This window comes from Nonomuraea thailandensis, from assembly GCF_024172165.1.
In the GTDB taxonomy this organism is placed as follows: Bacteria; Actinomycetota; Actinomycetes; order Streptosporangiales; family Streptosporangiaceae; genus Nonomuraea; species Nonomuraea thailandensis.
Map to the genome: position 1 here is coordinate 12,101,145 of NZ_JAMZEB010000002.1, position 19,928 is coordinate 12,121,072.

Sequence of the window (19,928 nt, forward strand, 5' to 3'; positions counted from 1 at the left end):
GGGAACCAGGTTCGCATACGAAGAAGTACACAACCATCCCCGCGTCACGGCGCCGTCTCGTCCCAGCCGCGCTTCAGCACGTCTCCCGGTACGGCACCTCCGGCAGGTGCCGCCGCCATTCCTCGGCCGAGAGCGGGCCGTACCGCTCGCACACCCACGCCGCCGGGTCGGCCGGGGCGGACGGCGCCGCCAGGTCGACGGTCAGGACCGTGCCGCGCCCGGCCAGCACGCGCAGCCAGCGGCCGTCCGCGGAGATCGCCGCCTGCGCGGGCCGTTCCGCGGCGGCCGGCACCTGCCGGTCGGCGATCTGCGTGCCGTGGTCGAGCCGCCAGACCCGCACGCGGTCGCTGCCGGTGCTGACCAGCAGCCGCCCGTCCCAGCTGAACCGCAGGTGGCCGGGGGAGGGGCGGTAACGGCTGTTGCGCGTGGGCACGCCGTCCAGCCCGTAGATCTGGATGCCGGTCTCCTCGGCGATGGCCACCCGCACGCCGTCGGGTGCGAACGTCGTGTACTCCCACGGCATCCTGTCCAGCCACGGCGCGGGCGACGACCGGCCGGCCCGCCTGATCTGCGAGTCTTTGCCGTCGAACACCAGCGCCACCCGGTCGCCGGGGCCGATCACCGCGTACTCGCCCACGTACGCGGCCCGCCCCGCCCGCAGGTCCCACGCCCACCGCTCGCCCGACTGCCTGGCCGCCGCGAACAGCAGCCCGCCTCCCGGGCTGAACCAGGCCGACTGCTCCCCGGCCGCGCCCAGCCCGCGGCCGAAGGGACGGCCCAGGATCCCGGTACGCAGGTCGTACAGGTACGAGCGGTCCACCCCGACCAGCGCGAGCGTCCGGCCGTCCGGCGACCAGGCCATCGCCCGCACGCTCTGCGTGGGGCCTCCCGTGGTGGCCAGCGGCCGGCCGCCGGAGGTCAGGTCGTACAGCCGCAGCGTGCCCTCGTCCAGGGCGGCCAGCGTGGCCCCGTCGGCGGTGATGGCGTGCAGGGTGCGCGGCCCCGCGTGCGGGTCGGCGAACGCCTCAACCGCCGGATCGTGCGCCGCCAGGGCCCGCCTGCTCTCGGGGGTCGGCGCCAGCAGCCACGCGGCCAGGCCCAGCCTGCGCGCGGTGACCGGGTCGGCCACCCGCAGCGCCTCGGCCCGCGAGGCCGCCACCCTGGCCATCGCCTCGTCCAGCCGGTCGTCGGCCACACCGCGCTGCCAGAGCGCGAGCAGCACGGCCACCATGGCGACCGACAACACCCCCGCCATGACCGTGCGCCGCGCGCGGGCGCGCCGCCGCACGTAGGCCAGGCCCGCGTCCAGGAAGGTCTGCTCACCCGCGCTCAGCGTCACCCGCCGCCGCCCGCCGGCCGCCCACGCCAGCGCCCTGTCCAGCGGCTCGCCCTGGAAGAGCAGCGACTCGCGGCGCCCGTCCGCCTCCCACCGCCGCGCCGCCTCGGCCAGTTCCCTGTGCACGGCCAGCCCGGCCCGCTCGCCGTCCAGCCACTCCCGCAGCCGCGGCCAGGCCCGCAACAGCGCGCCGTACGCGATCGCCGGAGGCTCCCCGATCAGCCCGGCCTTGCCGTACGCCGCCAGCACCCCGTCGATGGCCGCCACCTCGTCGGGCCCCCGCCCGGCGACCAGTTCGTCCCTGCCGGCGCTCACGACGGCGTCGGCGCCCTCGGCGTCGAGGCCCACCAGCCGCAGGAACACGTCAGGCACCAGGTCCTGCTCGGCCGGGCTCAGCTTCGCGTAGACGGCCTCGGCGCGGGCTCCGAGCGGCGGGTCGTCGACGGGCTCGGGGGGCAGCAGGCGGCCCTGCTGCGACTGGGGCGCGTCCAGGAGGGACATCAGGAGCTGGCGGGCGCTCGGGCGGCGCTCCGGGTCCCGGTGCAGCGCGGCGGCCACGAGCCCGCGTAACAGCCGGTCGAAGCGCTCGCCGCCGTCTAATCGCACGCCGTCCGAGCGGTCACCCGGCCCGTAGGCGGCGAAGACGAGCAGCCGGCCCCAGGCGTGCACGTCCGCGGGCGGCCCGCCGCCGTCTCCGGCCAGGCCCAGCCCGACCAGCCGGGGCCCCTCGGCCCCCAGGACGACCTTCTCCGGCGTGAGCGCCCCGTGCACCGCGCCCGCCTCGTGCACCGCCGCCAGCGCGGTGGCCGTGGCGGCGGCCAGCCGGTAGAGGTCGTCGCCCGCGTACGGGCCGTGCCGCTCCACCACCTGGCTCAGCGCCGGGCCCTCGATGTACTCGCTGACCAGGTAGGGCGGCTCGCCGTCCAGGCAGATCGCGGTCAGCTTGGCCACCGACAGCGACCGGACGTGCTCCGCCGCCTGCGCCGAGGCGGCCAGCCTCGCCCGCGCGTCGGCGTCGGGCAGGCACGGCACCCCCAGCGCGTGGCGGGCGCCCGACTCGTCGTACGCCTCGCGCACGACGACCTGCCCGCCGCCGTCGAGCCGGGCGCCGAGCCAGTAGCCCCCCAGCCGGTCGGTCATGCGGGGTGAGACGCCGCCTTTCTAGGAAAGGTTCAACCGGGCCGTCAGCCGATCCCGGTGCTGCGGCCATTCCTCTTCGAGGATGCCGAAACAGACGGTGTCGCGCCAGGTGCCGTCCGGCCTCTTGCGGTGGCGGCGCAGGGTGCCCTCGTGCACGCCGCCGATGCGCTTGATGGCGTTCTGCGAGCGGAGGTTGAGGTTGTCGGTCTTGAGCAGGACGCGGTTGTAGCCCAGGGCGAAGGCGTGGTCGATCAGCAGCAGCTTGCAGCTCGTGTTCACGGCCGTGCGCCAGGCGGCCCTGCCGTACCAGGTCCAGCCGATCTCGACGCTCGCGTCGAAGCCGGGCACGTCGGCGTACGTGGTCCAGCCGACGGCCCGCCCGCTCTGCTTCCACACCACGGCGTGCGGCACGTGCACGTCGTCGTCGATCAGCTTCCTGGCGACCTTGCCCAGCTCCTCCTCGGTGCGCGGGGCGTCGATGGGCAGCCAGCGCCACAGCTCCTCGTCACCGCCACCGGCGGCGAACAGGTCGGGTACGTGGTCCATGGTGAGGGGCTCGAGGCGTACGACGTCGTTCTCGAGCACCACAGGCGCAGGCAGCTTCGCGGTCATGTGGGCAACCTTATGAGACCCCATGTGCCACTTTTATGGCCACATGCCCCTTTTTGCGGGGAACCACCTGTCGACACTCATACCGGCCGGTCGGTAGGCTCACGCCCATGGACTTCGCCTTTGACACCGTCACCGAGGACCTGCGCGAGCGCCTGCTCCGCTTCATGGACGAATGCGTCTATCCGGCAGAGCCCGCCTTCGAGGAGCAGGCCCAGACCAGTGGCTGGAGCCCGCCGCCCTTGCTGAACGACCTCAAGGACGAGGCCAGGAAGCGCGGCCTGTGGAACCTGTTCCTGCCGGGCGAGCACGGCGCCGGCCTGACGAACCTCCAGTACGCCCCCCTGGCCGAGATCATGGGCCGGAGTCCCTCCATCGCCCCCGTCGCCACCAACTGCGCGGCGCCCGACACGGGCAACATGGAAGTGCTGTCCATGTTCGGCAACGAGTGGCAGCGCAAGGAGTGGCTCCAGCCGCTGCTCGACGGCGAGATCCGCTCCGCGTTCGCGATGACCGAGCCCGACGTGGCCTCCTCCGACGCCACCAACATCGCCACCTCCATCACCCGCGACGGCGACGAGTACGTCATCAACGGCCGCAAGTGGTTCATCTCCGGGGCCATGAACCCCGACTGCAAGATCTTCATCGTCATGGGCAAGACGAACCCGGACGCGCCCAAGCACCGCCAGCAGAGCATGATCCTCGTCCCCCGCGACACCCCCGGCCTGCACATCAAGCGCGGCATGCACGTCTTCGGCTACACCGACGCCGATCACGGGGGCCATGCCGAGATCGTGTTCGAGGACGTCCGCGTCCCGGCCGGCAACCTCGTCGGCGAGGAGGGCGGCGGCTTCGCCATCGCCCAGGCCAGGCTCGGCCCCGGCCGCATCCACCACTGCATGCGCCTGATCGGCATGGCCGAGCGCGCGGTGGAGCTCATGTGCAGGCGGGCCCTGGCCCGGACGACGTTCGGCAAGTCCGTCGCCCAGCAGGGAGTCATCCAGGACTGGATCGCCGAGTCCCGGATCAGGATCGAGCAGGCGCGCCTGCTCGTGCTGAAGACGGCCTGGCTCATGGACACGGTGGGCAACCAGGGCGCCCACACCGAGATCCAGGCCATCAAGATCTCCACTCCCATCACCGTGGAGTGGATCCTCGACAAGGCCGTGCAGGTCCACGGCGCGGGCGGCGTCTCCCAGGACTTCCCCCTGGCCGGCCTCTGGGCCGGAGCCCGCTCCCTGCGCCTGGCCGACGGGCCCGACGAGGTGCACAAGCGGTCACTGGCCTATCGCGAGCTGAAGAGGTACATGTGAACGAAGCGGAGATCAAGGAGCGCGTGGCCGCGTTCCTCGGCGAGCACGATCCGAGCGGGGACCGGCTGGAGTTCCTGCGGGCCCGGTTCGACGCCGGGCTGGCGTGGGTGTGGTTCCCCGAAGGGCTCGGCGGGCTGGCGGCTCCTCGCGAGCTACAGCAGGTCGTCGAGCGGGAGCTGGCCGACACGCCGCAGATCAACGGCGGGAAGCAGGGCATCGGCCTGGGCATGGCGGCGCCGACGATCCTGGCGTTCGGGACCGGCGAGCAGAAGCGCCGGTTCCTGCGGCCGCTGTGGACGGGGGAGGAGATCTGGTGCCAGCTCTTCAGCGAGCCCGGCGCCGGCTCCGACCTGGCCACGCTGGCGACGCGGGCCGTCAGGGACGGCGACGAGTGGGTGGTGGACGGCCAGAAGGTGTGGACGTCCGGCGCGCACCACTCCCGGTGGGCCATCCTCGTCGCCCGTACCGACCCGGACGTGCCCAAGCACCGCGGCCTGACGTACTTCGTGTGCGACATGCAGGCGCCCGGCGTCGAGGTGCGGCCGCTGCGGCAGATCACCGGTGAGGCCGAGTTCAACGAGGTGTTCCTGACCGGCGTGCGGCTCTCCGACGACCTGCGGCTGGGCGAGGTCGGCGACGGGTGGCGGGTCGCGCAGACCACGCTGATGAACGAGCGCGTCGCCATCGGCGGGGCGCCCACGCGGCGCGGGGGCGGCGTGATGGCCACCGTGCTGTCGGCCTGGCGTGAGCAGCCCGAGCTGCGCACCCATGACCTGCACCAGCGGCTGTTGTCGTTGTGGGTGGAGGCCGAGGTGACCCGCCTGTCGGGGGCCCGCCTGCGCGAGCAGCTCGCCGCCGGGCAGCCGGGGCCCGAGGGGTCGGGCATGAAGCTGTCGTTCGCCCGGCTCAACCAGGCGCTGACCGGGGTGGACGTCGAGCTGCGGCGCGACCTGGGCTACGACGACTGGGCGTTCCGCCGCTCGGAGGACGTCGACTTCTACGGCCGCGGCCCCGGCTACCGCTACCTGCGGGCCAAGGGCAACTCCATCGAGGGCGGCACCTCCGAGATCCTGCGCAACATCATCTCCGAGCGGGTGCTCGGCCTGCCCTCCGAACCCCGTGTCGACAAGGACGTGCCCTGGAAGGACCTGCCGCGATGACCCTGCTGTACTCCGAGGTCGAGGAGGAGCTCAGGTCCTCCGTGCGCGGGCTGCTCGCCGACCGCTGCCCGCCGGCGGCGGTGCTCAAGCGCATCGAGTCCGAGCCCAGCGACCTGGACCTGTGGAAGACCCTGGCCGGCGAGATCGGCGTGGCCGGGCTGCTGATCCCCGAGGAGCTGGGCGGCGCGGGCGCGTCGGCCAGCGAGGCGGCCGTGGTGCTGGAGGAGCTGGGCAGGGCGGTGGCGCCGGTGCCGTTCTTCACCAGCGCGGTGCTGGCCACGCAGGCGCTGCTGCCGACGCGTGACACGCTGCTCGGCGAGCTGGCCGAGGGGCGGCGGACGGCGGCGCTGGCCGTGTCGTTCGCCGCGTCCCCGTACGCGCCCGCCCGCGGCTCGTCCGTGACCGTGGACGGCGACGGGCGGCTGTCCGGGACCGTCACCGGCGTGGCCGGGGCGGAGGTGGCCGACGTGCTGCTGGTGCCGGTCGGCGGCGACCTGTACGCGGTGGAGGGCGCCTCCGTCGAGGTCGTGCCCTCGCTGGACCTGACCAGGCCGGTGGCCACGGTCACGTTCGCGAGGACCGGGGCGCGGCGCGTCGGGGGGTGCGACCTGGCCGCGGTGCTCAGGTTCGGGGCGGGGCTGCTGGCCTCCGAGCAGCTCGGGGTGGCCGAGTGGTGCCTGGAGACGACGCTGGCCTACGTCAAGGAGCGGCACCAGTTCGCCCGGCCGGTCGGCTCGTTCCAGTCGATCAAGCACCGGCTGGCGGACCTGTGGCTGGACGTGGTGCGGGCCAGGGCCGCCGCCAGGAACGCGGTGGCCGACGCCTCGTCCATCTCCGTGGCCGTGGCGCAGTCGTGGAACGCGGGGGTGGCCGTGCACGCGGCCGAGGAGGCCCTGCAGTTGCACGGCGGGATCGGGATGACCTGGGAGCACCCCGTGCACCTGTATCTCAAGCGCGCCAAGGCGACCGAGATCGCGCTGGGCACGCCCGGCGACCACCGGGAGGCGCTGGCCTCACTGGTCGACGTGCCCGGGCCCTCCTGACGGCGGGGCGTCGAGGGAGGTCAGGAGCAGGTCGGCGAAGTGCCTGCCCACCTGGGCGCCGGTCAGCGGCCCCGCCGCGTGGAACCAGGAGCCCAGGTGGTGCACCGAGCCGAAGAAGAAGTCCACGACCAGCTCCGCCGGGACGCGGTCGCTGAAGACGCCGGTGCGCTGCCCCTCGGCCACGAGCCCGCGGAAGCGCTCGTGGTAGCGGCGGCGCTCGGCGCGCACGGTCTTCTGCGTCTCGGGCGCGAGCAGGTGGATCGACCTGAAGAAGATCTTCGAGTCGTCGAGGTTGGCGGCCGTCGTCTCCACGACGTCGGCCGCGGCCCTGTGCAGCCGCTGCTGGATGGTGCCGGGGCCGTCGGCGATCTGCGTCAGCCGGTCCATCTGCATGCGCAGCACCCGGGCGTAGATCTCGTGGAGCAGATCATCCTTGGAGTCGAAATAGTGATACATCGCACCCTTGGTGACACCTGCCGCCACTACGATCTCCTGCACGGAGGTGCTCTCGAAGCCCCGATCGGCGAACAGCCTGGTCGCCTCGGCCAGCAGTCGCTGTCTGACCGGTTCGTCTTTCACATCGTCCCCCTTGGTCACCGCCTTAGCATACCGACTGGTCGGTTGATGGTCTTGCGGGTACTAATTCCGTCACCTTAGGCTCACCTTGGTTGGGGAGCGGGTATCTCTTGACCGGCGAGGGATCTTCGGCGTGGCAGATCCTGCACAACATCTACTCATTCGGGGAGTTTGCCGTGCCCGGTGGCTCTATCTACGTGCAGCCCAACGAGAAGTACACAGGGTCTTCCCCGCAGTGGTGGTACGAGAAGTTCTGGCGCGAGGACGCGCCGAACCGGCGTAAGTACCGCTATGTCAAGGCCGGAGTGGGGTTCATCATCGGCGTGGCGCTCGGCCTGAGGTTCGACCTCTCGGGCGTCTCCGCGCTGACCGGCCTGCTGCTCGCGGCGCTCGTCTACGGCGGGGACTGGCTCCTCGACTGGTACTCCTTCTACCGCACGGCCGTGTGGCGCGGCGCCAGGCGTGGCGAGGCGATCACCGGTCGCGTGCTGCGCCGCTCCCTGCGCCGCCACGGCTACCAGGTCCTGGACGGCCGGGCCATCCGCGGCCAGGCCTCCATCGACCACCTCGTGATCGGCCCGGGCGGCATCTGGATCGTCGACAACGAGTCCTGGGCGCCCGACATCGAGATCGCGTGCTACGCGGGCCGGCTGTTCTTCGGCGAGAAGTACGGCAGCAAGACCGCCAAGGCGCTGGTGGAGAAGGCCGAGGCGTTCGCCGATCTGCTCACGCGCGAGACCGGCGTCCCGGTCACGATCAACCCCATGATCGCGGTCCACTGCGGGGTCCTGCCCAGGAACGGCGTGGTGGCGGCCGAGGGCCTCACCCTGCTCAGGCCGCGCACGGCGGCCCGCCTGATCAAGGCGACCGACACGGGCGCGCTGAACGACTCGCAGATCGAGCTGCTGGCCCGCACCGCGGCCCGGGAGCTCCAGCGCGTCTGAGGGTCAGGCCAGCGTCTCGATGAACGCGGTGAGCTGGGCGACGTTCCGGCACTCCGACATGGGGACGACCGTGCCGTACTCGCTCGCGACCGAGTCGCCCGTGTCCCACTGCGGGCGCGGCTCGGGGTTGAGCCAGTAGGCGGAGCGGGTCCTCGACACCAGCGACTTGAGCACGTCCAGGGCGGGTGGCTGGTAGTTGGAGCGGGCGTCGCCCAGGATCAGCAGGGTCGTCCTCGGGCCGAGCGCGTCGGCGTACCGCTCGGCGAAGCGCTCCAGGCTGTGCCCGTAGTTGGTGCGGCCGAAGCGCACCATGTCCGCCTCGTTCACCAGCCTGGTCACGGCCTCGACCACGTCGGAGCCCGGCAGGAAGAACCGGGTGATCTCGTCCACCGTGTCCACGAACCCGAACGCCCGCACCTTCGTGAACTGCTCGCGCAGCGCGTACGTCAGCAGCAGCGTGAAGTGCGCGAACGACGAGACCGAGTCGCTGGTGTCGCAGAGGATGACCAGCTCGGGCTTGTGCGGGCGGGGTGGCTTGAAGTGGGTGGTCAGCGGCACGCCGCCGCTCTGCAACGAGGCCCGTACGGTCCGGCGGAAGTCGAGCCGGCCCCGCCGGCCCTTGCGGTGCTTGATCGTCAGTCGCGCGGCCAGCCGCCTGGCCAGCGGGTAGACCTCCCTGCGCAGCCTGGCCAGGTCGGCCTTGGTGACGCGCAGGAAGTCGATCTGGTCGAGCGGCGGGCGCACGGCCGAGCGGGCGATCCGCTCGATCCCCGACTCCTCGGCGATGCGGCGGCGCACGTCGGTGGCCACGGCCTCCTCGAAGCGCCTGATCCCGGTGGTGACCTGCTGGCGGACGGTCTTCTCCGCCAGCCCGCCGCGCTCGCGGCCCTGCAGCACGTTGCGCAGGATGGAGGCCATCAGCGTCTCGGGCGACAGGGCGCGCATGACGCTGTAGGAGAACCAGTTCTGCCGGCCCGGCCCCGCCGAGTCCTGCCTGCCGAACCGCTCCACCATGGCCTGCGCGAACTCGCGCATCTCCTGGTCGGTCGAGTCGGTCAGCAGGCCGGCGAGGTGCTCGCGCAGCTCCTTGAGCTCCGCCGTCCCCGGATCGACGCGGCTGCCCGTGCGCACGGCGGACAGGCCGGTGGTCGAGGCCGGGAACCACAGGTCGAACAGCACGTCGAACCCCGGCCGGTAGGCCGGCTTCTTCACCAGCGTCGCCGCGTACGCGGCCCGCAGCGACTCGCGGTCGGCCAGCTCGATCACGCGCATCGCGTTGGCCGCGTCGAGCCCCTCGGCCACCGACACCGGCACGCCGGCCGCCCGCAACGCGTGCACGAACCCGACATGCCGGTCGACGAGCGATCCCCGCTGCTCAGGCATCCGGGAGCCCCAGCTCCTTGGCCGCCCGCTCGTGGTCGGAGGCGTGCTTGAGCACCACGCCCAGCGTCCCGGCCACGGTCGCCTCGTCCAGCTCGTCCCGGCCCAGCGCCAGCAGCGTGTTGGCCCAGTCGACGGTCTCGGCCACGGACGGCGCCTTCTTCAGCTCCAGCGCCCGCAGCGTGGCCACCGTCCTGGCGAGCTGCTCGGCCAGCTCGGCCCGGATGTCGGGCACCTGGGCCAGCACGATGTCCCGCTCGCGCTCCGGAGTGGGGTACTCGATGTGCAGGTACAGGCAGCGCCGCTTGAGCGCCTCCGACAGCTCGCGGGTCGCGTTGGAGGTCAGCACCACGTACGGCCTGCGCGTGGCGCCGATCGTGCCGAGCTCGGGGATCGTCACCTGGAAGTCGGACAGCAGCTCCAGCAGCAGCCCCTCCACCTCGACGTCGGCCTTGTCGATCTCGTCGATGAGCAGCACCGTCGGCCCCTCGGCCCTGATGGCCTTGAGCAGCGGCCGCTCCAGCAGGAACTCCTCGGTGAAGATGTCGTCGTCGTCGCTGGTGGCCTGGATCCTGAGGAGTTGCTTCTTGTAGTTCCACTCGTACAGGGCCCTGGCCTCGTCGAGCCCCTCGTAACACTGCAGCCGGATCAGCTCGGCCCCGGTCGTCCGGGCCACCGCCTTGGCGAGCTGCGTCTTCCCGACTCCCGCCGGGCCCTCCACCAGCAGCGGCTTGCCCAGCGCCGCGGCCAGGAACACCGAGGTGGAGATGGCGTCGTCGGAGAGGTAGTCCACGGCGGCGAGCCGCTCCGTCACGTCGGCGGGCGAGTCGAACATGCATGATCCTGTCTGCCGGTGCCTGTGAGCCGAACTTTATTCTAGCCGGAGATGGGCCCCGGATACCGATTCGACCAGGATGCGGATCACCGGTATATTCCTATCTGCCAGCGCGCCGCTAGCTCAGTTGGTCAGAGCAGCTGACTCTTAATCAGCGGGTCCGGGGTTCGAGTCCCTGGCGGCGCACCATACGGAAGCCCCGGCTCAGCACGCTGAGCTGGGGTTTCTCGGTTTCGAAGGGCTTCCGCCCGCCCCTGGAGAGACCGAGACGCGCCATTGGTTGCTCGGTGGTTGCTCTTCGGCACGGTTCCGGCACGCGACAGGATGTCGTGGCATTCGCCATGGACCCGATCGTCAACACCGGCCCATGTGGACATCCAGGCATGGGCAGCCTGCAAGGCTTTGGCTGCGTGTTGGGGCGAGTTGTCTTTTGCCCCAGCTCAAGACATGATCAAATTGGCCGTAACGCGCGCTCCTGATGTTGGCTTGCTCTGGGCCTGCCGATGATTACATCCGCCTAAATTATGGCTCTGTAAGGGTTTCGCGTGGCGTACGCGGGCTTCGGTCACCCGGGAGACGGAGGCGTGGACGGCAGGATGATTCGCTGTGTTTCTGATCGCGCTGCCTGCGAGGTTCTGCGCCAACTGCGGCTCCTCATCTAACCGGACACCATCCTGCGCCGGCATCGCGCCTGATGAACCGACGTCATGCCCGTGCCTGCTGGCCGAAGCGGCCGGGGCGCCCGCCCATCAGGAAGAGTGATCGCGGGGCTGCTCGACATCCCCACGCCGGACGCTCGCTGGATCTTGGGGCAGGCCGCCGCGCTGCGCGAGGGCATCGCCGGGTGCGGACGGGCTCCGTACCCGGCGATTGGGCTACTTGTCCTCGGCGCTCGGGTCGGCTGGTGGCAGCGGCGTCGGCCTGACCTCCTCAATTTTGATCACAACGGGGGTGGTGTGGTCTGTCTCACGCAAGGTGGTCAGGTAGCTCTGGACACGTCGGCCCAGCAGCAGCCCGGTGAGACACACCAATCGTTCGAACATGCGCGAATCGTCGCGCAAGAGCGAGATCGTAACTACGACGCCCGTGAGCACGGTGAGTACCCCGAGGAATGTCACAGCCAGCAGAAGCGCACCACTCAGCGCCAGGGCACCGGCGGTACCGCTGACGCCTACCGCGCTCGCGACCCGGGCCCACAGCGCCTTGTTTGGGAGCGGAGATGCTCCGGCGTCGCCGGAGCTCTCCGGTACGGCGGCCACGCCCGGACCTCTACCAACCACCCGGCCGACCAGCGGCCGCAGTGTCCGGGGCAGGCGGCCCCTCGCCGCAGTCGGCGCGCCGTTCTTCACAGGAGGCGACTGCGGCCTCCTCCTTTTGCCCCCGAAGGTTGGCCATTATTGAGGCTTTTGCATCCCCTTGGCGGCGGGGCGCTGGTCACAGCGTGATCGCGAGCCTGGCGTTCGCCTGGCGGCGTAAGAAACCCCTGGTAGATGGATTGATCACCACAACCAGATCCGTCACAACCAGGGGCCTCGGATGCTTTTCTATCGTGCTGCCGTCGATTTGTCGCATCAGACCTTGAACTACGTCGCCGGAGTGATCCGCCGGCACCGCAAGGCGATCAGGTCGGCCTGGCGGCGGCTCAACCCGGGGCGCCAAGCGCTGCTGGTCCTGGTCTATCTGCGCAAGGGCGAGACCTATACCGAGCTCGCGGCCGGTTTCGGGGTGTCAACGGCAACCGCGTGGCGGTACGTGGAGGAGACGGTGGCACTGTTGTCGGCGCGTTCGCCCAAGCTGGGCCAGGCGCTGCGCAAGGCGAAGCGGGACGGGCTGCACTACCTGGTGTTGGACGGCACGCTGATCCGCACCGACCGGATCGCCGCCGATCGGCCGTAATTCTCCGGCAAGCACCGGGTGCACGGGATGAACGTGCAGGTCATCGCCTCCCCGGACGGCACCATCCTGTGGACGTCTGGAGCCCTGCCCGGCAAGGCCCATGATCTGAGCGCTGCTCGCATCTGGGGCATCCTGCGTGCACTGGAGCAGGCGGCATCGTCACCTTGGCGGATAAGGCGTATCAAGGGGCCGAAGGTCCGGTTCTCACCCCGTACAAGGGCAAGGACAAGCCTGAATCTCAGAAGCAGGCCAACCGCGCCCACGCCAAATTCCGCGGACCTGGCGAACGCGCGAACGCCTAGCTGAAGAGCTGGAAGATCCTCCGAAAGCTACGCTGCAGCCTGTCCAAGGCCGGCCCCCTGTGCAAGGCCATCGCCGTCCTTCAAAACCACCGCGTCGCCCAGGCCGCCTGAGGGCGGAGCAGCTCACTGGTGCGCGTCGTCCCGGAACTCGTACCAAGGCCCCTTCACGTGCCGGACATCGCCCGGTCGGCTCACGGGGCTCCAGACATAGCCGTAGCCGTCCCCTCCCCCCCTTGCCTCGGTAGAAGTAGACCTGTTCGTCCTCCCGGCGGACGAACTCGAACGAGAGGCTTCCGATGCTTTGATCCCTGAGTTCGACGCCCTCCTCCAAGGTGCGGGCGACCGCCTCCATATCCCCTGACGAGTGCATGAAGCGCAGGTCCTCAGCCCAGATCAGGGCCACGACAAGGATGCCAGCCAGGAGCGTCGCACCCACGTACGCGGCTCTGCGTACCGCAGGCTTTTCCCCGCGGCTCGTCTCGATCATGCGGTCATCTTCACATGCGCTCGGGCAGGACTACGAGGTCGCACGAGGATGAAAAAGGTTCACTGATCCCGGGGCCGCGCGATGCTAGTCGGCCAAGTTTGGTGAAAGACCGGCCTCGGTGCGGTATCACGTTATAGAGGGATGGCGCGTAAGGAGCACGAACAGGCGCACAGAGGAGATGGGGACGGCCATGCTGGCTGAGGCGTTGAGTGTACTGGCGGGGACTGCGGCAGGGGCGATGGTGTCGGCTATGACCGAGGACGCGTGGGAGCAGATCAAGACTCGCACTGCCAGTCTGCTGAGCCGCGGCGATCCGCAAGCGCAAGAACGACAGGCAGTCCGGTTGGAGGACTCTAGACAAGAGCTGCTGTCTGCCGATGACCGTACGCGGGTGGCAGACGAGCAGCAGACGATATGGCGGACCCGCTTGATCGATATGTTGGAGGACGATCCCTCCATCGCCCCTCCGCTCGATAGACTGGTGATTTTTATCGAGTCCCACATCGCCTCTGGCACGGTGCAGGCTGGAGCGGTGCAGTTGAACGCCTCTGCCCATGATCAAGCGCAGCAAGCAGTTCAGGGCCAGGGCACTCAGCGCAACACATTCCGCTCGTCCGCCCCGTGACCGCCGAACACCCTGCATGGCAGGCCCCGGAAACGGGTGGGGTAGACGCCAAGGCTGAGGGGCACGCCCAGCAGGCCGTTCAGGGCAGCGGCACCCAGATCAACATCTTTGCCGATGTAGTGCGCCCGCGTATATCGCTGCTGCCGCTTGTGGCCCCACCCCAGATGGTGGGCCGTGACCAAGAAGTCGCAGACGTAGTACAACGCGTGCGAGCGACCCGTGGGCAGGGGCAGTCAGTAGTAATTTCTGCGGTGCATGGGATGGCGGGGGTGGGAAAAACCGCGCTGGCTCGCGCAGTCGCAGCCGCCATTGCAGCCGATTTTCCTGACGCGCGATTAGAAGCCGATCTGTATGGATTCACCCCCGGCACGATTCCCCCCACCCCTAAAGACATGCTGGCTGATTTGTTAAGTTGGGCGGGCTTTGAAGCCGCTCAAATTCCCGACGGTTTGGATGGGCGGCAACGGTTGTGGCGGGGGTGGCTGGCCGAGCGCCGCGTGCTGCTCCTGCTGGACAACGCCCGTAACACCGCTCACATCCAGCCGCTTCTTCCGCACGCAGCGCCGGGCTGTCTCGCCCTAATCACCAGCCGCGATGAGCTGGTTGACCTGGATGAGGTACAGCGGCTTCGGTTGGACACGTTGACTCGGACCGATGCGGTGAAATTGCTACGAGCCCGTAGCGACCGGCCGTTGCCTACATCAAGCGTGTTGGAGCAAATTGCCCGACTGTGCGGGTATCTGCCACTGACGTTAGACCCAATCGGCCGTCGTTTGGCCCGCGTAGCTCCGGAGCATGTTCGTGATGCCCTGCATGAAGCGATGGCCCAAGGGCGGGAACGCTTTCACCATCTGTTCGACATCGATCAGCGGGTACGAGCCGCGTTCACGGTGTCCTACCAGGCCCTTAACCCCGCCCAGCAACAGATAGTCCGGTGGTGTGCCCGCCACCCCGGCCCCGATTTTGACGCCCACTCCATCGGCGCACTTAGTGGCCAGCCGATGTATGTCAGCGCGTTGCGCTTGGATGAGCTGCATGGTCAAGCTCTGTTGTCCCTGCTGCCCACCGATCGCTACACCTTTCACGACCTCTTTGCCGAATACGCCGATAACGCCGCCGCCCATGGCACCCATCTCGACGCCGCCCCGGAACAGGAATTCGACGCGTACAACCGCTTGGCCACGCTTCTGCAACAGCGAGTGAAAGCAGCGATAGCTACCCTCACCTCCGTTTCTGATACCCCCGGCGCACCTACGTTATTCGCTACACCCGCTGAGGCTCGAGCATGGCTGAGCGCCGCGACTGGCGAACTCATCACCGTTGCTGAAATGGCTCTGCAGACCAGCGTGGACGACGCCAACAATCTGGTGATTGAAGTTGCGCGGTGGCTGCGACTGGACGATCGAGCGATCAGTGCCCGCGATCTCTACACGCGCTTGGGAGAGCGAGCGCGCAGCATGGAGGATCGACTCGGCGAGGCCCACGCCGTCTGGGGGCTAGGGGATGTCGCCAGGCTGCGGGACGAGTACATGCAGGCAGCGCAGTTCTACCAGCAAGCCCATACCCTATTTGCAGAGAGCGGGAACACACGCGGCCAAGCCGACGCGGTGAGGGGTCTAGGAGAGGTTGCCCGGCTGCAAGATGAGTTCGCACAAGCGGCCCATTTCTTCGAGCAGGCCCACATCTTGTATGCGGAGATTAGAGATCGGCGCGGCCAGGCTGACGCGTTGCGAGGTCTCGGGGATGCCGCCCGACTGCGGGACGAGTGCGAGGAGGCAGCGCAGTTTTACCAGCAGGCCCGCACTCTGTATGCGGACATTGGGGACCGGCGCGGCCAGGCTGACGCGTTGAGAGGTCTCGGGGATGCCGCTCTGATGCAGGACGAGTATATGCAGACAGCTGAGTTCTATCAGCAAGCCCGCACTCTATATGCGGAGATTGGAAACATACGCGGCCAGGCTGACGCGACGAGGGGTCTAGGAGATGCTGCGCGGATAAGAGGCGAGTATGGGAAGGCGGCTGAGTTCTTCGAGCAAGCCCGCATCTTGTATGCGGAAATCAGAGATAGGCGAGGACAAGGCACCGCGGTGATGGGTCTGGGAGAGGTAGCCCGACTGCAGGACGACTACCTGAGGGCATCTCAGTTCTACCAGCTGGCCCGAACTCTGTATGAGGAGATCGAGAGCCGGCGCGGCCAGGCCACTGCAGTGCTGGGTCTGGGGGATGCCGAACGGATGCGAGGCGAGTACGTGCGGGCGTCTCACTTTTATCAGCTGGCTCGTACTCTGTATGTGGAGGTCGGGAACCAGCGCGGCCAAGCCAACGTCTTTGTGGGACTCGCCAAATTAGCGGAGGCTCAAAAGCAGTCAACGCTCGCATGCGAGATGTATGCCGTAGCTCAGGAGGGATACCAGAGCATCGGCTTTCAGCACGGGGTGCAATACTGCCAAGATGCCAGGGATCGCCTCGCTTGCTGGTGAATGGTTGTTAAATAGCGACACCTAGCCTCGATTCTTCAGCTGGTTCGGTTGCCTGAGCGGCTCCGCGGTTTGCCCGTAATGTCCCCGAGGCGGTTGGGGCGGGCCGTCGCATGACGCTGCGGGGGCGCCGGGTTCCACGGGCCCGGATGAGGCTCCTTTCTGGATCGTTGCGGCCGGTCCGGCTCTCAGGCGAGAGCGGGCAGGTCGGTGAGGCGCTGCCAGGCCAGGACGAACGCCCCGGCCCAAGGCCAGGTGCGCTCGAGGCGCAGGTGACGGCGGCGGGCGTGAGCGGCCAGCCGGGCCCGGGCGGGCAGATGGTAGAGCCGGTAACGCATGGTGTCCGGCTCAGCGCGGTCCAGGGCGTCCTGGTCATGCAGGGTCAGCAGGCGCAGCCAGCAGTCCAGGTCGTGGCCGAGGTTAGCGGCCAGCATCCAACCGACGTTGATGGTCCAGTGGTGTGCCCCGGGTTCGGTGGAGTCGCGTTCCTGGATTGTCATGCCACGGTGGGTGTGTTCTCGAACTGTATCGGGGTGAGCATGCCCAGGCTGCTGTGTCGTCGTTGCCGGTTGTGCCAGATCTCCAGGTACGCGAAGATCGCGTTGGCGAGTTCGATGCGGGTGTTCCAGCGCTGACGGTCGAGGAGTTCGACCTGCATCCGGGACCAGAACGACTCCATCATGGCGTTGTCGAAGCAGTCGCCGACGCTGCCCATCGAGGGCAGCAGGCCGGAGTCCTTGGCCCGCTGGGTGAAGGCCCAGGATCCGAATTGGACACCCTGGTCGGAGTGGATGATCGTTCCTGCGGGTGGCGTGCGGTTGTCGATGGCCATGCCTAACGCGCTGGTCACCAGGGTGGCGGTCTGGGTGGAGTCGATCGACCAGCCGACCACCCGGCGGGAGTAGGCGTCCAGCACCACGCAGCAGTACACCTTGCCCTCGCGGGTCGGGTGTTCGGTGATGTCGGTGATCCACAGCTGATTGGGGCCGGTCCGGGTGAAGGCGCGGTCGACCAGGTCGGTGGCGATCTGGTCGGGCTTGGCGCGTCGCCACTTGGGCCGGCCGCTGAGGCCTTCCAGCCCGGCCCGGCGCATGAGCAGCTCCACTGCTCCGTGGCTGACCGTGACCTGGTGGCCGAGGGTCAGTTCGGCGTGCACCCGGCGGGCGCCGTAGGTGCCGCGTGAGTCCTGGTGGATCTGCTGGATCAGGTCGGTCAGCCAGGCGTGCCGAATGGCCCGCGGCGAGGGCGGCCGGTCCTGCCAGGCGTAGTAGCCGGACACCGACACGGCAAGGACGCGGCAGGCGATCTCGACCGGGATGCCTTCGCCGGCCATCACCGCGATGGCTGCGAACCGTCTTTTGGGGGCGCCGCCTCGCGGACGAGCTCGATCGCGCGCCGGGTGGCCTGCAGTTCGGTCTCCAGCTCGGCGATGCGCCGCTTGGCAGCCGCTAGCTCGGCTTTCTCGCCGCTGGTCAGGCCCGGCTCCAGGCCGCGGTCGATGCGGTCTTGGCGTCGCCACGTGTAGATCGTCTGTGTGCTGATGTCCAGGTCATGCGCCAGCTCGGTGGCCGCGCGGCCTGCTTCGAGCAGGTCCAGTACCTTGCGCCGGAACTCCGGCGGGTAGCCCCGTCGTCCCATGCCACTTTCCTCTCATCAAGCGGCACAAGAATCCAGAAATCCACCTCCACTCAACCCCGGGCACACCAGGGCCTCCACGAAACCCGGACCGGTTCATCTTTCGGTTTCTCCGATAGCAGGCAAGACATCGGGGGCGGAGCCGTAGCCTGCGACGGCCGAACATGCGGCAGCGCCACCGTCGATCCGAGCTGGGCCCGCATGATCGAGCTGGAGAACGAAAAGAAATCCTGGCTCGGAAAGGGGAGCTCGCTAGGCTGGGCTGGAAGATCATGCCGAACGGGCGCCCTCTCGTCGAAGGCATGGAGGACTTCTGGCAGGCCAGCGAGGCATCCCAGATGGACTTCATGGAGAATGAGGCTTTTCCAACCTGATCGCGCTGGTCAGCAGGGGCAGCACCAGGACCGGTTGGCATGAGAAGAGGCTCCCGGTAAGACAGCAGTCGACCAAGATCCGATGCCTCTACCGGAGAGCCTCGTTGCTGTCATATCCTGCCGCGATTCCGCTGTCCAATCACACCCTGACCCGCCTGGCCGAGCTGCTCCGTGCCCGGCATGCTGAGCGCCGCTGCCGCTGGCGGCGCCTGGATGCGTCACGGCAAGCTCTACTGGTCCTGGCCCACCTGCGAAACGGCGACACCTACGCACGCCTGGCCGCGGGCTTCGCCGTCGGCGCCAGCACCGCCTGGCGTTACGTCCGCGAAGCGATCGACCTTCTCGCCATGCTCGCTGACGACGTCCACGCCGCCGTCTTACGCGTCGGCCGGCTGGCCTACACCATCCTCGACGGGACCCTGATCCCAATTGACAGGCTGGCCGACGAACGGCCGTACTACTCCGGCAAACACCGACGTCACGGTGTGAACGTGCAGTCCTGGCCGATCCGGTCGGCCGGCTCGTCTGGGCCTCACCCGTGCTGCCCGGTGCCACGCATGACCTGACCGCGGCGCGTGCCACCGGTCTGATCGACGCCCTGATGGCCGCAGGGGTCAAGACTCTCGCCGACAAGGGATATCAGGGTGCGGGCGGCAGCATCCGCACGCCGTTCAAAGGCCATCGGCTGCGGCCGCCGCTGTCGCGCCATCAGCGCTCGGTCAACCGCGCGCACGCTCGCATCCGCGCCTGCGAAGAACGTGCCGTTGCCACCTTGAAGACCTGGAAGGTTCTGACCCGGCTGCGCTGCTGCCCGCACCGCGCCACCGCGATCGTGCAGGCCATCCTCGTCCTGCAGCTCATCGAAGAGGGCCGCTACTCAGGATGAAAAGGACTCAATTATTACTCACCGGATGCCGAGGACTTCGAGCTGTACCTGCTGTGGCTCGCCATCAGTGAGCCAGACCCGTCGCAAGGCAACGGTGGCTCCGCCGGCGGCTCCGTCGGCTACGGCTCGATGCCGGATCCTGGATGTGGGGCCGCAGCTAGCGACAAATGCAAACTTTTCTACGAATCACATCACATCAGGGGCAACAAGTGGGTTGCCAACAAGCCAGTCAAGCCGCCCAAAGTGACCAATAAGAAGCTTCAAGCGGTGCTGAACGCCATCTACGAGACGGACAAGGTGAAGGGCGGAGTGGTCGGAGACGGCAAGGTCGGATCCGCGCTCGAATTTGAACTCAGAACTGGACAGAAAATAAAGGGTATTTATCACGCAAACAAAGCGGCGGCGCTGGCTAACGCACTAGCTAAACTACTGGAGGACCACAAAAAGGGCACGATCAAGTTGTCGCCAAGCGACGCACATTATGCGGCGAAGGAGTTTGCAGGGATTTGGCAAGTGCTTAATCGTGCACAATATCACCCCAATGTCATAAGCTTTTTTCAGGCCAATTCTGATCGACTGAAGGATTTCAATAACACTATCGCTAAAATAATGAAGACCGAGGCGGTTAAGAGTGTGACGGGCCAAGAATTCCGTCCGCAAGCCCGGGCAGCAACGCAATCCCAATGCGAAGAAATATCATGTTCCCGGGGCGGGCAAGAAGCCGACGGGGTTCCTTCGCGGTATGGTGGGGCTAGGTAATGCGCTAGGCGCTCTGGGTGACCTACTCTTCGTTTTCACCAGTGTGGGCTGCGTAGCTGATCCTCAATGTGCGAATGCTTATTTCGATGAAGAGTTCGGGCTGCCCAAGCCGGCAATGATATAATCATTCTGCCAAACGAATGGGCCTGTG

At 68.2% G+C, this 19,928-nt stretch carries 14 protein-coding genes, 1 tRNA gene and 3 pseudogenes; 10 read left to right on the forward strand and 8 right to left on the reverse strand.

All coding sequences use genetic code 11. From position 1 onward, the window contains the following. Positions 1–73: 73 nt before the first annotated feature. Positions 74–2,476, reverse strand: coding sequence for an nSTAND1 domain-containing NTPase (locus HD597_RS60375; protein WP_253758150.1), 2,403 nt, complete (start codon positions 2,474–2,476; stop codon positions 74–76). A 21-nt stretch (positions 2,477–2,497) separates the two neighbouring features. Continuing rightward, the gene (locus tag HD597_RS60380; RefSeq protein ID WP_253758152.1) at positions 2,498–3,088 is read right to left on the reverse strand and encodes a GNAT family N-acetyltransferase; all 591 of its coding nucleotides are present in this window, start codon (positions 3,086–3,088) and stop codon (positions 2,498–2,500) included. 107 nt (positions 3,089–3,195) lie between these two features. Between HD597_RS60380 and HD597_RS60385 the strand changes: the two genes are divergently transcribed. From HD597_RS60385 to HD597_RS60395, 3 genes are read left to right on the forward strand one after another with little or no spacing between them, the layout of a single operon-like run. Continuing rightward, the gene (locus tag HD597_RS60385) at positions 3,196–4,398 is read left to right on the forward strand and encodes an acyl-CoA dehydrogenase family protein (protein WP_253758154.1); all 1,203 of its coding nucleotides are present in this window, start codon (positions 3,196–3,198) and stop codon (positions 4,396–4,398) included. Beyond that, a complete protein-coding gene (locus HD597_RS60390; RefSeq protein ID WP_253758156.1) occupies positions 4,395–5,558 on the forward strand; it encodes an acyl-CoA dehydrogenase family protein in 1,164 nt (387 codons plus the stop codon). Before HD597_RS60385 ends, HD597_RS60390 begins: the two co-directional genes overlap by 4 nt. After that, positions 5,555–6,601: an acyl-CoA dehydrogenase family protein gene (locus HD597_RS60395; protein ID WP_253758159.1), complete on the forward strand. Its 1,047-nt coding sequence runs from the start codon at positions 5,555–5,557 to the stop codon at positions 6,599–6,601. Before HD597_RS60390 ends, HD597_RS60395 begins: the two co-directional genes overlap by 4 nt. Here the strand turns inward: HD597_RS60395 and HD597_RS60400 are convergent. Beyond that, complete coding sequence (locus HD597_RS60400; protein ID WP_253758161.1) at positions 6,572–7,180, reverse strand: TetR/AcrR family transcriptional regulator; 609 nt, start codon at positions 7,178–7,180, stop codon at positions 6,572–6,574. The genes HD597_RS60395 and HD597_RS60400 overlap by 30 nt on opposite strands. A gap of 173 nt (positions 7,181–7,353) precedes the next feature. Between HD597_RS60400 and HD597_RS60405 the strand changes: the two genes are divergently transcribed. Then, positions 7,354–8,121 carry a nuclease-related domain-containing protein gene (locus HD597_RS60405; RefSeq protein ID WP_253758163.1) on the forward strand — a complete coding sequence of 256 codons (768 nt, stop codon included), beginning with the start codon at positions 7,354–7,356 and terminating at the stop codon, positions 8,119–8,121. 3 nt (positions 8,122–8,124) lie between these two features. Here the strand turns inward: HD597_RS60405 and HD597_RS60410 are convergent, their stop codons facing one another. Both HD597_RS60410 and HD597_RS60415 read right to left on the reverse strand, forming a co-directional pair. Further along, a complete protein-coding gene (locus HD597_RS60410; protein WP_253758165.1) occupies positions 8,125–9,504 on the reverse strand; it encodes a vWA domain-containing protein in 1,380 nt (459 codons plus the stop codon). Continuing rightward, entirely contained in the window at positions 9,497–10,336 is an 840-nt protein-coding gene (locus HD597_RS60415) for an AAA family ATPase (RefSeq protein WP_253758167.1), read from the reverse strand. The genes HD597_RS60410 and HD597_RS60415 overlap by 8 nt, the downstream gene beginning before the upstream one ends. Before the next feature lie 112 nt (positions 10,337–10,448). Between HD597_RS60415 and HD597_RS60420 the strand changes: the two genes are divergently transcribed. Further along, positions 10,449–10,525: transfer RNA gene (locus tag HD597_RS60420), tRNA-Lys, on the forward strand. A gap of 686 nt (positions 10,526–11,211) precedes the next feature. Here HD597_RS60420 and HD597_RS60425 read toward each other — a convergent pair. Continuing rightward, positions 11,212–11,595 (reverse strand): hypothetical protein, encoded by a 384-nt coding sequence (locus HD597_RS60425; RefSeq protein WP_253758169.1) that lies wholly within the window; start codon positions 11,593–11,595, stop codon positions 11,212–11,214. Positions 11,596–11,872: 277 nt separating this feature from the next. Between HD597_RS60425 and HD597_RS60430 the strand changes: the two are divergent. The 3 genes and pseudogenes from HD597_RS60430 to HD597_RS66390 all read left to right on the forward strand — a co-directional run bounded on the left by HD597_RS60430 (position 11,873) and on the right by HD597_RS66390 (position 16,126). Further along, positions 11,873–12,645: pseudogene (locus HD597_RS60430) on the forward strand (transposase family protein). Between the two features lie 626 nt (positions 12,646–13,271). Continuing rightward, positions 13,272–13,646 carry a hypothetical protein gene (locus HD597_RS60435; protein WP_253758171.1) on the forward strand — a complete coding sequence of 125 codons (375 nt, stop codon included), beginning with the start codon at positions 13,272–13,274 and terminating at the stop codon, positions 13,644–13,646. Next, a complete protein-coding gene (locus HD597_RS66390) occupies positions 13,643–16,126 on the forward strand; it encodes a tetratricopeptide repeat protein (protein WP_253758173.1) in 2,484 nt (827 codons plus the stop codon). The genes HD597_RS60435 and HD597_RS66390 overlap by 4 nt, the downstream gene beginning before the upstream one ends. A 185-nt stretch (positions 16,127–16,311) precedes the next feature. On the opposite strand, the gene HD597_RS60445 is transcribed toward HD597_RS66390, so the two are convergent. Next, the gene (locus HD597_RS60445; protein ID WP_253758175.1) at positions 16,312–16,623 is read right to left on the reverse strand and encodes a hypothetical protein; all 312 of its coding nucleotides are present in this window, start codon (positions 16,621–16,623) and stop codon (positions 16,312–16,314) included. Next, positions 16,620–17,761: pseudogene (locus tag HD597_RS60450) on the reverse strand (IS3 family transposase). Before HD597_RS60450 ends, HD597_RS60445 begins: the two are co-directional and overlap by 4 nt. 475 nt (positions 17,762–18,236) lie before the next feature. Between HD597_RS60450 and HD597_RS60460 the strand changes: the two are divergent. Both HD597_RS60460 and HD597_RS60465 read left to right on the forward strand, forming a co-directional pair. Beyond that, a pseudogene (locus HD597_RS60460) lies at positions 18,237–19,018 on the forward strand (transposase family protein). Between the two features lie 243 nt (positions 19,019–19,261). Next, on the forward strand, positions 19,262–19,777 hold the full coding sequence (locus tag HD597_RS60465) for a hypothetical protein (RefSeq protein WP_253758177.1): 516 nt from the start codon (positions 19,262–19,264) through the stop codon (positions 19,775–19,777). The last annotated feature ends 151 nt before the right edge of the window (positions 19,778–19,928 follow it).

Bases quoted from the DNA above. Each gene is read 5' to 3' on its own strand.
- HD597_RS60385 (WP_253758154.1), top strand. From the start codon at position 3,196: ATGGACTTCGCCTTTGACACCGTCACCGAGGACCTGCGCGAGCGCCTG.
- HD597_RS60435 (WP_253758171.1), top strand. From the start codon at position 13,272: ATGACCGAGGACGCGTGGGAGCAGATCAAGACTCGCACTGCCAGTCTG.
- HD597_RS60395 (WP_253758159.1), top strand. From the start codon at position 5,555: ATGACCCTGCTGTACTCCGAGGTCGAGGAGGAGCTCAGGTCCTCCGTG.
- HD597_RS60410 (WP_253758165.1), bottom strand. From the start codon at position 9,504: ATGCCTGAGCAGCGGGGATCGCTCGTCGACCGGCATGTCGGGTTCGTG.
- HD597_RS60415 (WP_253758167.1), bottom strand. From the start codon at position 10,336: ATGTTCGACTCGCCCGCCGACGTGACGGAGCGGCTCGCCGCCGTGGAC.
- HD597_RS60380 (WP_253758152.1), bottom strand. From the start codon at position 3,088: ATGACCGCGAAGCTGCCTGCGCCTGTGGTGCTCGAGAACGACGTCGTA.
- HD597_RS60445 (WP_253758175.1), bottom strand. From the start codon at position 16,623: ATGACAATCCAGGAACGCGACTCCACCGAACCCGGGGCACACCACTGG.
- HD597_RS60375 (WP_253758150.1), bottom strand. From the start codon at position 2,476: ATGACCGACCGGCTGGGGGGCTACTGGCTCGGCGCCCGGCTCGACGGC.